Annotated in this window: 11 protein-coding genes; 3 read left to right on the forward strand and 8 right to left on the reverse strand. The window is 53.9% G+C overall.

Annotated elements, in window-relative coordinates:
- Positions 1 to 9 precede the first annotated feature (9 nt).
- Positions 10 to 2415, reverse strand: coding sequence for an arylsulfatase (locus SIB83_RS03145; protein ID WP_413403599.1), 2406 nt, complete (start codon positions 2413 to 2415; stop codon positions 10 to 12).
- Positions 2416 to 2700: 285 nt separating this feature from the next.
- Here SIB83_RS03145 and SIB83_RS03150 point away from each other — a divergent pair, with 285 nt between their 5' ends.
- A complete protein-coding gene (locus tag SIB83_RS03150) occupies positions 2701 to 3069 on the forward strand; it encodes a hypothetical protein (RefSeq protein WP_413746762.1) in 369 nt (122 codons plus the stop codon).
- On the opposite strand, the gene SIB83_RS03155 is transcribed toward SIB83_RS03150, so the two are convergent.
- Positions 3061 to 3909, reverse strand: coding sequence for a formylglycine-generating enzyme family protein (locus SIB83_RS03155; RefSeq protein WP_413746763.1), 849 nt, complete (start codon positions 3907 to 3909; stop codon positions 3061 to 3063). The two genes, SIB83_RS03150 and SIB83_RS03155, sit on opposite strands and share 9 nt — an antisense overlap.
- 164 nt (positions 3910 to 4073) lie before the next feature.
- Positions 4074 to 5078, reverse strand: a complete 1005-nt coding sequence (locus SIB83_RS03160; RefSeq protein ID WP_413746764.1) for a neuromedin U — start codon at positions 5076 to 5078, stop codon at positions 4074 to 4076.
- A gap of 198 nt (positions 5079 to 5276) precedes the next feature.
- Here SIB83_RS03160 and SIB83_RS03165 point away from each other — a divergent pair, with 198 nt between their 5' ends.
- Positions 5277 to 6410 (forward strand): hypothetical protein, encoded by a 1134-nt coding sequence (locus SIB83_RS03165; protein ID WP_413746765.1) that lies wholly within the window; start codon positions 5277 to 5279, stop codon positions 6408 to 6410.
- A 78-nt stretch (positions 6411 to 6488) separates the two neighbouring features.
- On the opposite strand, the gene SIB83_RS03170 is transcribed toward SIB83_RS03165, so the two are convergent.
- The 5 genes from SIB83_RS03170 to SIB83_RS03190 form a co-directional block, all read right to left on the reverse strand.
- Positions 6489 to 7787, reverse strand: coding sequence for a flavin monoamine oxidase family protein (locus SIB83_RS03170; RefSeq protein ID WP_413746766.1), 1299 nt, complete (start codon positions 7785 to 7787; stop codon positions 6489 to 6491).
- Between the two features lie 101 nt (positions 7788 to 7888).
- A complete protein-coding gene (locus SIB83_RS03175) occupies positions 7889 to 9442 on the reverse strand; it encodes a DUF1254 domain-containing protein (protein WP_413746767.1) in 1554 nt (517 codons plus the stop codon).
- 37 nt (positions 9443 to 9479) lie between these two features.
- Positions 9480 to 10997 carry a DUF1254 domain-containing protein gene (locus tag SIB83_RS03180; RefSeq protein ID WP_413746768.1) on the reverse strand — a complete coding sequence of 506 codons (1518 nt, stop codon included), beginning with the start codon at positions 10995 to 10997 and terminating at the stop codon, positions 9480 to 9482.
- 320 nt (positions 10998 to 11317) lie between these two features.
- Positions 11318 to 12367, reverse strand: a complete 1050-nt coding sequence (locus SIB83_RS03185; RefSeq protein ID WP_413439780.1) for a DUF1254 domain-containing protein — start codon at positions 12365 to 12367, stop codon at positions 11318 to 11320.
- A gap of 267 nt (positions 12368 to 12634) precedes the next feature.
- Positions 12635 to 12856, reverse strand: a complete 222-nt coding sequence (locus SIB83_RS03190; protein ID WP_413403609.1) for a hypothetical protein — start codon at positions 12854 to 12856, stop codon at positions 12635 to 12637.
- Between the two features lie 194 nt (positions 12857 to 13050).
- On the opposite strand from SIB83_RS03190, the gene SIB83_RS03195 reads away from it, so the two are divergent.
- Positions 13051 to 13269 carry a hypothetical protein gene (locus SIB83_RS03195; RefSeq protein WP_413746769.1) on the forward strand — a complete coding sequence of 73 codons (219 nt, stop codon included), beginning with the start codon at positions 13051 to 13053 and terminating at the stop codon, positions 13267 to 13269.
- The last annotated feature ends 53 nt before the right edge of the window (positions 13270 to 13322 follow it).

The following is a 13322-nucleotide window of genomic DNA, read 5'->3' on the forward strand; positions in this document are numbered from 1 at the left end:
TCAGATCAATCAGCCCTGCTTGGCATCAGTCTCCTTGGGGTAGATCTCAAGGGTGACCTTGTCAATCTGTCCGCCATAGGCGCTGTAACGACGCGGGCCAATGGTCTTGACCGTAACCGCCGAGCCACGGTCAAGACCAACATCAGCACCTTCATCAATCGAGAATCGTGAAGCAACGGTCTGATCAATGCGACCAACGGCAACCACCTGATCGTTGATCTTCATCCGCACATCGGCACCTTTGCCTGGACCGCCACCGTCGTAATCAATCTCAAAACGAAGTTGTGATTGGCCGACTGGCAATGGCTGGTTACTGGTGAAGGTGTACAACTTACCCATATAATTGTAGGTGTAAGCAGGCACATTGTTCTCCACGTAGAGAGACCAGCCACCAAAACGACCGCCCTGGGAGAAGATCACTCCGTTCTCTTTCTCACCAGGTTTCACATCCAACTGAGCCGTGATGCTGCTGGACGTGTTCTTCACGTTGAGGATCGAATCCTCGACCATATTCCAGGAATAGGGATACAAATCCATCGATGTCCGATCACCTAACAATGTGGGGCGACCGGCAACAGAAGGGACAAGACGCTCGAGAAGACGATCATCCAGCGGTAACACCTGATTTTCAACGGCCTCCTCCATGAACTTCTTCTTCATGGCCACAAGACGTTCCGGCTCCTGATCGGCAAGATCATTCGAGAGGCTGAAATCCTTGGTGGTGTCATACAGCTCCCAACCAGAGTCGTCTGCAACCGGATTCATTCTTTCCGGCGCCATCCAGGGATACATCACTGTTGTCCGCGCCATCCAGCCGTTGTGGTAGATGCCACGGTTGCCGATAATCTCAAAATACTGGGTATTGTGCTTTTCTTTGGCATCTGGATTGTCAAAGGTATAGATCAGACTGGTCCCCTGCATGGGAATCTGGGGAACGCCATTGATTGTCTTGGGCATCGGCAGATTGGCCGCCTCAAGAATGGTTGGAGCCACATCATTCACATGCGAGAACTGTGTGCGTAGACCGCCACCTTGCTTGATGCGTTTCGGCCAATGAATCACCGTGCCGTTACGTGTTCCGCCGAAATCACCGGCCACTTGCTTGGAGAGAGCAAAGGGTGAATTGAAGGCGATCGCCCAGCCCATGTGATACATGGGATAAGTGGTAGGCCCTCCCCACTCCTCAAGCTTGGCCTCCTGTTCGTCAGGCGTTTCTTGAACGCCATTGAGGTAGTGATTCCAATTCCACTGACCAGTTCGATCCCCTTCGGGACTTGCACCATTATCACCAGTGATATAGATCACCAGCGTGTTATCAAGCTCGCCAAGATCGTCGATCGCCTGAACCAAACGGCCAGCCTCATAATCTGAATACTCGGTGAAGGCAGCAAAAACCTCGGCCTGACGTGCATAGATCTTTCGCTGTTGTGGCGTAAGGCTGTCCCATTTCGGAATACTGTCTGGCGCCTCAGCCATCTGAGTGCCTTCAGGAACCACGCCGGCCTTGATCTGATTCTGAAGATTCCGCTCTCGCAGAACATCCCAGCCTTCGTCGAACTTGCCTTTGTATTTAGCAATCCATTCCTTGCTCACATGGTGAGGGGAGTGGGAACCGGCAGATGAGTAATAGATAAAGAACGGTTTGTCAGGTTTGATCGCTTTCTGCTGCCGCATCCAACCGATCGCCTGATCGGTCATGTCTGCAGTGAAGTGATACCCCTCTTTCTTCGGTGCATCCACAACGGTGACACCATCGTGGATCGTTGGATCCCACATGTTGTCTTCCGCGCCAACAAAGCCGTAGAACTTCTCGAATCCCTGCCGTGTTGGCCAACGGGTCTGAGGGCCGGCTGCCGTGGTCTCCCGACCCGGCGTTTCATGCCACTTGCCGAAGGCCGCCGTGTTGTAGCCATTGAGCCTCAGAATCTCTGCAACCGGCTGGGCATAGTCCGGCACCACGGTGGAATTTCCCGCGTAACCGGTTGCGATCTCTGGGATCGAGCCCATATTCACCTTGTGGTGATTGCGGCCGGATTTCAAAGCCGCCCTGGTCGGCGCACAGAGGGCTGTGGTGTGGAATTTGTTGTAGCGCAGTCCATTATCAGCCAGCTTTTCCGCCGTCGGCATGTTCACCGCACCACCAAAGGCGGAGGGTGATGCAAAGCCCACATCATCGAGAAGGATGATCACCACATTGGGGGCATCGGCAGGTGCCGTCACCTCCCACTGCGGAGGCAATGGAACCTCTGAAGGGAGAGCCTTGGTGACCTTTTCAGGCTTTGGCTCGGCAATCGGCAAATTGGTGCGATCCAGGCTTCCGCTTAAGGCCTGCTTTTGATCCGTACAGGAGGTGGAAAGGCCAGAGAGCAACAGCAATCCACTACCCACAGCGAGATGGCGGATCAGTTTGGACACGTTGACTTGATCAAGCATGCTGATAACGCGAATGAAGAAGTGAACAGGCGAACAAGTCAATGAATGACTCGCCTTCAACTCAACGGACACAGCCGGTTGGAGGAACCTCTAAGGAGGCGCGAATCACAAAAGTCACATAGCGATAGAGACAACACCCTCTGCTAGCTGCATCTAGCGAATGGTGAACCACTGACAACGCAGAACTGCACAATCGGTACCAGCTCACCGGTCCATGAGTCGGCGCAGGTCTAACTTTCCGAATGATTGTTGATTGAGGCTGATGCCTTGACCACTCGCTCCACGCTCTACCGCCTCTCCAGTGCCATTGAACTGATCACTGGCATCACGCTGCTGTTGCTTCCGTCTGTGGTGGTGCCTTTGCTGTTCAACGCAGCATCCTCTGCAGCCGCTGAAGCACTCATGCAGCTCTACGGCCTGGCGCTAATCGGACTTGGCGTGGCCTGCTGGGAATCTCCCTGTGCATCACCAGCAAAACGTGGACTGCTGGTTTACAACAGCAGCGCCGCAGTGTTTCTGATCATTCTTGGCTCCCAGGAGCTATCGGGCGGGGCGGCCGTCTGGGCCGGTGCCCTCATTCACCTGGTGCTCGGCGCACTGATGATTCGCGATCAGACCAGCCATGCCTCAGGCTGAATCGGCTGCACAACGGAACCCCATGTGACAGGTTGCCGTATCGGTGGTCTGCCCCATCAAAGCCGCCGGCCTGAAGCGGTGGCAGTAATTCTCAGCGCAGAGAAAGGATCCACCCTTGATGATGCGGCGTTCCTGTTCACCTTTGGCAACAGGGAACACAGTGGAGGTCCACTCCCACACATTCCCGCACATATCAACCAATCCGTAGCCGTTCGGGGGGAAGCTTCCCACCGGAGATGTCCAGAACCAGCCATCGACCTGTTCATTCGACCAGGGGAACATGCCTTGCCAGACATTGGCCAGCCACTGACCATCAGGCGTCATATCCTCACCCCAGGAGTAGTCCTGCTGCACCAGGCCACCTCTGGCCGCCACCTCCCATTCTTCGGCGGTCGGCAGGCGTTTACCAATCCACTGGGCATAGGCAAGCGCATCCTCGTAGGCCAGATGAACCACAGGGTGATCCATCAAATCGTCAATGCCGGACTCCGGCCCCTGAGGATGTCTCCAGTCAGCGCCTTCAATCAAGGCCCACCACGACATGGGTTGATTGCGATCAACGGATGCCGGAGGCGGAATGAAAACTGCGGATTCAGGCTTCTGCTGATCGGGTGGAAGATTCGGATACAGAACAGGATCGGGTGGCTTCTCCGACACCGTGAGATATCCGGTCTCAGAGACAAAACGAGCGAATTCAGCGTTTGTGATCGGCGCTTGATCGATCGCAAATGATTTGATTTCAACAGAGCGCACAGGCGCTTCCTCCGGATAGAAGGAATCAGATCCGAGCGAGTATTCACCTGCGGGAATCGTGATCATCCGATCGCGTTGGTCAGTCATATCAATTGATTAATAAACAGAGGATATTCAAAAGAAGAGCCTTCGACGTTGAGGATCACGAACTGTGATCAGTTTGAAAACATTGAACATAAAAGTAAACCCATTGAAGCCATTAAGGCTTCGATGGGTTGCTTGATTCAACTGAATTTCACTTCGGCAGTGATTCAACCACCGGTGGGGAACAGGAACTGCGCCTGAAGCCTGAATGTCCAGTCACCGGTCAGGGTCTGGCCAGAAATTTCAGGCTTGACAACGTTGTAATAAGCGCTGAGAGAGGTGTTGATCGGCTGTGTCCCCAGCGTGAAGACACGTCCTACGCCCGCACCGATGGGTACTGTCCATCCCTTGTTGTCTTCATTCATCCAGTTTGCGGTGATGATCGGCGCACTGGTGAGATACCAACCCTTCGGCAAGTTGTAGTTCAGGAATGGTTGAATCAACATCTTGTTGACGTCTTTTTTTCCTCCTCCGGCGAACGACCAGACGTTATTGATCAGACCACCTGTCACAACCTTGCCTTTGCTGTAGACGATCACTCCCGTAGGCCCTGCACTCCAGCGACCGGAAGCAAGCCGGTTATCGGTCGCAGAAGGGATCACCAGTGTCGGACCAAGGCCTATGGTCCAGTTCCCCTTCATGGTGGGCACGAAGAAGACAGAGGGGTTGATGTCCCCAAGCGCCTGAATGTTGGTTCCACGAGCCCAAGGCTGGGAGATGAGAGGAACAATCGTTCGCGTCACCAGGGTCAGGCCTTCGCTCACCTTGAAGGGAACGACGGGCTGAATGTTGACAACGTTCTGCGTCTGATTGCGCTTGAAATTGGTGTAACGCGTTGGCTGATCAGGATCCGCTGAGGGAATGGCAACGTTGGGTGCCCATTGAGAATTAGGAGTGCTGTTCCACTGAATGGGCAGACTGATCAAACTGGCGATCGGGTTCTGTGCCGCCTTGGCCAGGTCAGCATCTTCCTGGGCGGGGGATTCACCGGGAGTGACTGTGACCGGTTGGTTGTCCGTGCCGGGCTCCTGAGAACCTGATTGAGCCTGAGCGACTTCAAGTTCGCTCAAGACCAGTGGTGTGAAATCAAAGTCGACCGCTTCATCGACCAGAAAACCTGATTGATCTCGCGCCTCAGCAGTCGAGGGGATCAGAAGGGCCGCGAAGCTCATCAGCTCGACAAAGCGGAGGCTTGCACGGAAAATTGATCCCATCAATCTGAAACAAAAACAGGCGATCTTTAATCCCTTTCATCAACAAGGCCAAGGCTGCGCCGAAAAAGTCCGCACGATCGGGATCAGATCGAGCTGCACGACTTCGGCCATGCCACTACGGTTCGCCCAATCTCCATTTTTCCTGTGGTTCGGTATTTGCCTCTCGCATTCCTCACACCGCTGAGCGTCCTTTGCGTCGAGGCCGTCGCACATCCTCAGGATGAAGCTGCAGAAGTTCACATCAACGACTCCGGTGTGTCTGAGCTGATTGAACACGGCAACAGAGCCGAAGTCAGCGCTGACGATGCTTCGGCCAATCAAGTTGAAGATGAGCTTCCGGCTGTGAGCATCAGCGATGAAAGCAATTCTGAGGGTTCGATGGCTATGGAACCCCTGGTTCTGGGTCAGTCAAATGACAGCGCTTCCGAAAGCGCTGACGATGAAGAGGATGAGGAAGATGAATGGCGCTTTTATCTTGACCTCTATGCATTTGCACCACTGTCAACCGACACAACTACTCAACTCAATGGCGGAGATCCTATTAATGCGAATTCATCCCTGGCGGATGTCTTTGCTACGACTAGAGCAGGACTGACCTTTAAAGCTTCTGCTGAATATGGGCGATTCGGTATTTATTCAGGAGTCAACTATGGCGCCGCCTATCAATCAGAAACCGTCGCCAAATGGAAATCAACCAATCGCGTCCGTAACGCACTTGGTTTCTCGTCTGATCGGATCAGGGTTGATACAAAGAACAAAATTGATGCCACCGTCGAGACCAGTCAGTTCATCTACGACCTGGCTGTTCGCTACCGGGCAGGCGACATCCAGAAACCAAAAATGGAAAAAGGCAGTGCCAGTTTCGTGGGTTTCGTAGGCGCCCGATTCATTGATGGCTGGATGACCACAACGATCGATGTGGAAAGAAAAACCAAACTTTCCGCAGACGGACGCTTCCTCAACAGGGAAGAGACCAGGAAATTTGAAAAATCAGCCAGTGGAACATGGGCAAACACCTGGGTGCAGCCTCTGATCGGCATGCTTGCCACCTACGCACTCAGCGAAGACTGGCAGGCCTTTGCCTATCTCGATGCCGGTGGTTTCGGGCTGGCCGGCGAACGTGATCTGACAGGCACAGCACAGGCAGGAATCGCTTATGCCCTGGGCAACTCTGCCCAAGCATCACTGTCCTACAAATATTTCGGACTCGACTATGCCGGTGGATCAGGGAATGGGTACACCTCCAGGCAGAGCGGCATCAATTTCGGCCTGCGCTGGCTGTTCGATTGATCAAGGCTGTTGATCGTTCAGGGCTTTTGATCGGTCAAGGCTGTTAACTCATTAACAACCCTGCAATGGTTGGTGATTTCAGTGGTTGAGGCTCGCTGCCACAGCCACTGCGGTCTTGGACCCGCTGGAAATCGCTCCTTCGATGAAGCCGCGCCAGCCTTCACCGTGGTCACCGGAGGCGAAGTACAGATTGCTGTCGTGCTTCGGTAGTTCATCCGCGAACCGAACAAAAGTGCCTGGTCGATAGGTGCACCAACTCCCCTGGGAGAGAGCGTCATCGCCCCAGTCGTGCCCGAATGTGGAAAGCAGCCGAATCCCGGGCACAAACTCCTCAAGAACCGGTTGCCAGTATTCAACGGGTTTCTCAAGTGCGCCTGGTTCCAGACTGAAACCGGCCAACACCGAACGCTGCTCACCGCGTTGATAGGTGAAGCTGCCGATCAGCGCAGAGTCGGTTGATCTTGACAGGGTCATCACCGCACCTGGATCACCCTCCACTTCGAAAAAGACCTTGGCTCCACCGCCCACATGCTTGAGCTTGGAGGCCTCCACTTTCACTGGCTTCAGCGGTGGATCGAACTCCACACTGTGAAGCACATTGAGCGGCACGGTGACCACGGCGCGCTTGGCGGTCAGCTGCTCACCAGTGTCTGTCGTAACGGAAACACCATCGGCCGTCTGCTGAACAGACGCCACAGTGGTGTCGAGCATCACATCAAAACCACCATCACTGACCATCGCCTGCAGCAGAGCGCCGGTGCCACGCTTGAGCTTGTAGCGGGCTGCAGAGTCGTTGAACAGTGAATAGTTCCAGCCTGTGAGCGACCAGCAACGCATCATCTCCAGATAGGAGGCGTTCTCGGGCTGATTCATCGACAGAATCTCCAGAAAGCCGCCAATACTGGTGCGCTGCAATGGGGTGAGATCCAGGGAAGCGAGACGATCGGCCACACTCAGGGAATCGCGTTGCTCAATCGCGGGCCAGTTGTAATGGGAGTCGTAGGGGCGCTCCCACACCTGTTGAGCTTCAGCGAAGAACTGCTCAAAACCAGACACAAACTCAACGAGTTGATCCTCACGCAACTCCTGAACCTGCCCATCCACTTTGATCGCCACCCGCTCAGCGACACAGCCGGGGGTTTCCTGAATCTCGAGGCCGTAGCGTTCCTTTTCGGCCCACACAAAGGGCTGAGTCCAGTGAATCCAAGTGCCACCAAGCTCCACATGGAATCCATTGCGATCGGTGCTCCAGGTGCGACCACCCAAACGATCGCGCGCCTCAAGCACCAGCACCTTGAATCCACGCTTCTGCAGATCCCGGGCAGCGGTGACGCCGGCAAAGCCGCCACCGATCACCACAACATCAACGGTTTTCATCGTTTTCATCCAACAATCAGAACAGGGTTCTGACTGAATCCCCTCGGGCGATAGGCATTCACCCGAAAGCATTCAGTCCAGAGTGTGAACAGGAAAGCAGCTCAGACCTTTTCGATGTCGCCGAGTTTCCAGGTGCGATCAAACCACTCCTGCCCAGGGCCGTAGAGACGGAAAATGCCGAACCATCCCTTGCCAGGAACGGTCTTCACCCAGTTGGCCTCCATCCCAGCCGGTGCTTCCGGGCCGAAATAGAGGTCAATGCTGCCATCGGCGTTCTTGACCATATCGGGGTTGCGCTTGTTGTTCTTGCTGGGATAGGGCATGTCGCCGCTCTGCAGCATCGAACGGGTCTGCGGGTCATAGACCACAAATGACCAGAATTTCTGTGCTGGCGGATTTGCCGGAATATTCAGTTTGTAGGTGTTGGAACCATTGAGATAGGCGCCACTGCCGTCCCTTGAACTGAAGGCGTACTGGGACCCCACACCCGGAATTTCCAGAGCCATGGCCGGTGTATTCACCGTCGCCAGGTAGAAGAACAACGTGCGGCCATCCATGTCACGACCACCATTGCCCTGATTCACCAGGTACTCATGACTGCCCCCGGGGAAGCCGGTTTGCCAGTAACCCGCCTTGCCGGGGTAGATGAAGTTCTTGGGATCCTGAGGCCCGAACAGAATCGAACGGGCCGTGGCGTTGCCGATGGCAACAGCTTCAGTCAGCAGTGCCTTCTGCTCCGGTGAAGGATTGAAGGGCTTGCCTTTCTCAATCCCGATCGACGATGCCATTCCCAGCAGCTCAGGCGAGAACAGATCAGAAGGCTCGCGTTGAATCACCTCATCAAGTTCCTCGAAGAACTTGAAGTTGTTGGCATGAATCGTGTTGGTCTCCCAGTCTGTGAGGTTCTTGAAGTTGTTGGCTGGTGGATTGGCGCGCTGTGAGTAGGGATAGACCTTCAAACCACCCTTGAAGGCATTTCTAGCCGTGTCAGTTTTGCCCTGATCGTCGAGGAAACCACGCAGGATCAACCAGTTGATCTTGCTCGGTGTATTGGCAACGAAATAGCCATCGGTGTTGGAGGGAGCAGTCTGCCCAGGTCCGATGATCAGATATTTACCTCCCTGACCTTTGTCGGGCCCGGGGCCACCCATATCCACCACAAAGCGGAAAAAGGCATCGTTGACCGTACCGGGGCCCGTGCCAGCAGGAACCTCAACCACAACCGGACCATTGGAGAGATCCAGGAAGGAAGTAGCGTAGACGGTGTCGGTATTGCCGGTCAGCCAGAGTGATTTGGAATTCATCAGCTCTTCAAACAAGCCGATATCCAGGTTCTCCCGCATGCCGTAGCCATCACGGTGCCCCACGTAGAGCATCTCGAGTGATGCCGCCGGCATGAAGTTCAGGAAGGTCTGAACACCGCGGCCAAGATCCACCTGGCGGCGGGCTTTGACCATGGTGTCGTCATCGGGGAAACCATCGAAATACTTGAATGTGCCGATCCGGGTCTTCACCCTGTCGGGTGTCAGCACATCTTCAGGAATGGTGGTGTTGTAACCCTTGGGGCGCACATCAGCGGCCTGCAAGGCTGAAGCACTGCAGGCAAGGAACAACGTGGAAAGAAGTACAGAAGGAAAGCGGGTGAAAACAGTCATGGCTGAGAATGAATCGTGGTGTTGATGGGTTCAGGTCTCAACCGAGAGGCTGAATGTCGTTGAGCTGCCAGGTCTTGTCGAACCATGGCTCCAGCGGCCCGTAGAAGCGGAAAATTCCAAACCATCCCTTACCGGGAACGGTCTGGATCCAGTTGGCTTCCTTGCCCTGCGGTGCAGTCGGCCCGAAATAGAGATCGATGCTGCCATTGGCGTTCACCACCATGTCTTGATTGCGCTTGCTGTTTTTGCTGGGCAGCAATTGACCGGTCTGCAACTCGGAGCGCGTTTGAGGGTCGTAGACCACCATCGACCAGAAATCCTTGGCGGGCACGTTGGCATCCACTGTGAACTTGTAGTTCTTGCTGCCATCGAGGTAGACACCGTTGGCATCGGTGGCCACAACGCCGTACTGAGACCCTGCTCCGACCATCTTCAACACCATGGCCGGCGTGTTGACGGTGTAACCCCAGAAAAAGTTGCTTCTGGCATCAAGATTGCGGCCACCTCTGCCGCCATCCACGAGCCATTCATGGCTTCCACCGGCAAATGGACTGAACCACTGCTTGTCGTCGTAGAAGTAGACGTCGCGATTACGAGGCTTACCCATATCGGAGCGCACGTAGGCGACTCCCACCTGAACAGCTTCTTCCAGGATCTCCCTGTCCCGAGCACTGGGATTGAAGGGTTTGCCTTTCTCCAGACCGATCGCCGAAGCGAGACCGAGCAGTTCAGGGTCAAACAGATCGAGTGGCTCCCGCTGAATCACGGTGTTCAACTCTTCAAAAAAGTGATAATTATTGGCATGCACCGTGTTGAAAACGCGATCACCTCCCTGCACAAAGGTCATTGCCGGAGGATTGTCTTTCATTGAGAGGGGATAGAGACGCACCCCGTTCTCATAGTTGGCAATGGCCTGGTCAGGCTTGCCTTGATCATCCAGAAACGCTCGCATGATCAACCAGTTGGAGTAACTGGGTGAGCGAAACACGAAATATCCTTCGGTGTTTGAGGGCTCTGCGTCGTCAGGGCCGAGGATCAGATACTTGCCGCCTTTGCCCCGATCCGGACCGGGAGCACCGGTATCAGCCACAAACCGGAAGTAGGCATCATTGATCGTGCCCGGGCCCAGCCCTGCAGGGATTTCGATCACCATCGGACCCGTGTCCTTCAGATTGAAGAAGGCAGAGCCATACACCGTGTCGGTGTTTCCGGTCAGGAACAGAGGGTTGGAATTCAAAGGGGCCATCAACATGACCTTTGTGTAGTCGTCGACCCCTTGCTGAGCATGCCCAACGCGCATCATCTCGATGCTGGCGGCCGGCATCAGCGTGAGAAACGTTTCATAGGCGCGAATGAATTTGAGGTAATCAAAACTGGCATCAACCGTGTCGGCATCCGGCATGCCGTCGAAAAAGCGGAATGTGCCAGCGCTCGTATCAACCCGGTCAGGAGTCAACAACTCCGCAGGAATCGGGGTGATGTAGCCCTTGGGCACAGATCCTGAGGAGCTCATGGTGTTCTGCGCCAATACCGGAGCACAGAGGCTGGTCGCCATCGCTGAAGCGAATAAAACAGCGGAGGACTTTTTGCGCAAAGTGCTCGTAAACCCTTTCATTGACTGCGGTATCAAGCGTTCTTTTTTTGTTTAAAGAAAATAGGGTCGAGCGACTGCGCGGAAAAAAGAATTTCGCCCAAACGGGACCAGCCGCATCGCCACTGCATTGCGATTGACCTGTTAAAAACCATAAAAAACGTGCTGATCTTGCCAGCACGCGCTTCAGTCCAATGATTGTTTTCAGCACAAGAAAGACTTACCTCATCCAGAATTCCGTCTGACTCGGCGAAGAACTTGGCCGCAAGGGCACGAGAGAACGTTCATTGGGCCGGCTTGAATTGAGGGGGAGTCCATGAACCATCAAAATATGCCTTCGTTGGCGAATAAATACGAATCGCCGCATTCCAGCCGGGATAAATATCAAGATAATTATCCTGATTTTTATCGCCACCTAGATGAATCACATAGTCACCCTGCTCATTTTTTTTGGCAAAAGCGCTGTTGATATTATAACTTTCACCAACGGCAAATCCATCCCGATCGTAAACAGTGACCGACCAGAATGCTCGGGGGTCAATCGGAACATCCGTGAGCGTCAATGTCTGCGGCTCTGTTGAATCGACAACCCTGGGAAATGGATAAACAGCGCCTTCCTTGGGAAGACCGCCCCAGCCAATGGCCACCCCGAAGTTGCGCATCTCGGAACTGATTTGCCCTTTTTTGCCAAAAGCCATTTCCGACGTAATCCCCTCCGGTTGACGTCGCGCGTTGTAGTCAGCGCGCAAGGCCAGGATTTGCTTCATGTCGTACTTGTTGCCGACCACAAAGGTTCCTTTGGCGTTCTGCTGGAGCTTGATCTGGTCCTGCACGGCTGCCGCCTGCTTGAGATCCTCAGGATCCTGCATGTTCACCTGTGTTCGCACGAAGGCAAACACATAGCGACTACCCATGGAGTCTTTGGTGAGGGTGTATCGCCCAGGCTTGTCGGTGACCAGAGGGATCCAGTGTTCATCATCGACCACCTGGAGAATCTGATAACGATTGGTGTTGGGCAACACCACAGTGGCCGGATTGTTGAGATCCAGCACTGCGAAGGAATACAGCGTGTCGAAATTCGGGCGCAGAATGGATCGCTCTTTGGGGTCCATGGCGGTCCTCTGGTGGAGGAAGACACCCATGCCATCACTACAGGTTCCTTTGGCGATCTTGCGAACGTAGTCAGCGAGGATCACCTCCGTTTCTGCAAAGGCATAATTGGCCTTCGACACTGGGGTCACCGCCGTGGCGGTCTGTTCAATCCCCGCTGCAGGGCAGTCCTGAGCATTGGAAGCCAACCTGAGGCTGTCTGCTCGTCCGCTGAGACCCGACAAGGCAGCGCACCCGATTGCTGAAACGAACAGACAGGACACTCCCAGACGAAATGGTTTGCTCACAGCCAACGTTCAGGTACTAAGCAGCTCCTAGCAATGCGGCTCAGACACTGCAATACAGGCCGCGACCTGAAAACTCAAAGAATGAAGCGATGAACTTTCCGATACACGATTCAGCAGAAACCGGAAACCAGCAACATCAGCCAACCACGCACATCTACCAAAACTGTGGCAGAAATGCCCTCAGGGACACTTGAAACGGCTGGATCAATCCAACGAAAACTCTTTCACGAGACTGAGCAGATCTCGCATATCTCTTTCCGATAATCGGCAGACATTTTCAACCCACTGTTCCATCATGTCTTGAATTTCCTGTCCCTGGAAATCATCACTGAAGGTGGAATGCGCTTGTTTCAACATCGCGCCGATATCCTTATGCGGCAACCACCAGTGGACGCTGGAGATTCGATCGACCCGTCCCGAGGTCATTCATGATCATTCGTGTAAATTTATCCTATGCAGTTTTAGCATGCGTACATTCATGAATGCGTCAAAAGCGAGTAGTGATTGATGCCAATAGTGATGACACTGTTAACGAAGCACTCCACGTCTAGTGATCATCGGTTGACCACACAACACTTCTTCAAAAATGCCGTGAAGTCCATTCATAAAGCAGGAGTCTGGTGACAAGCGATCAGTTGACAGCAATCAACTCATCAACAATCAAGCACTGTTGGCAGCAGATTCCGTTGTTCCCAGCAGCTCAGCCAGGCGTGTTGAGCCCCTTGCAAAATTCATTGCACCAGCCATCGTCATCGAAATTGGCTGAAAAGCTCGAATCCAACGATCACTCGCTTCATATTCTTCATCGCGACATTCAGATAGAAATTGAATTAATCTGAGATCCATTGCCGTAATAAATCTCCGGAAATAATGCAGGCAACTCTCAGCAAAC

Source organism: Synechococcus sp. MIT S9507 (genome assembly GCF_047304715.1).
Classification (GTDB): domain Bacteria; phylum Cyanobacteriota; class Cyanobacteriia; order PCC-6307; family Cyanobiaceae; genus Synechococcus_C.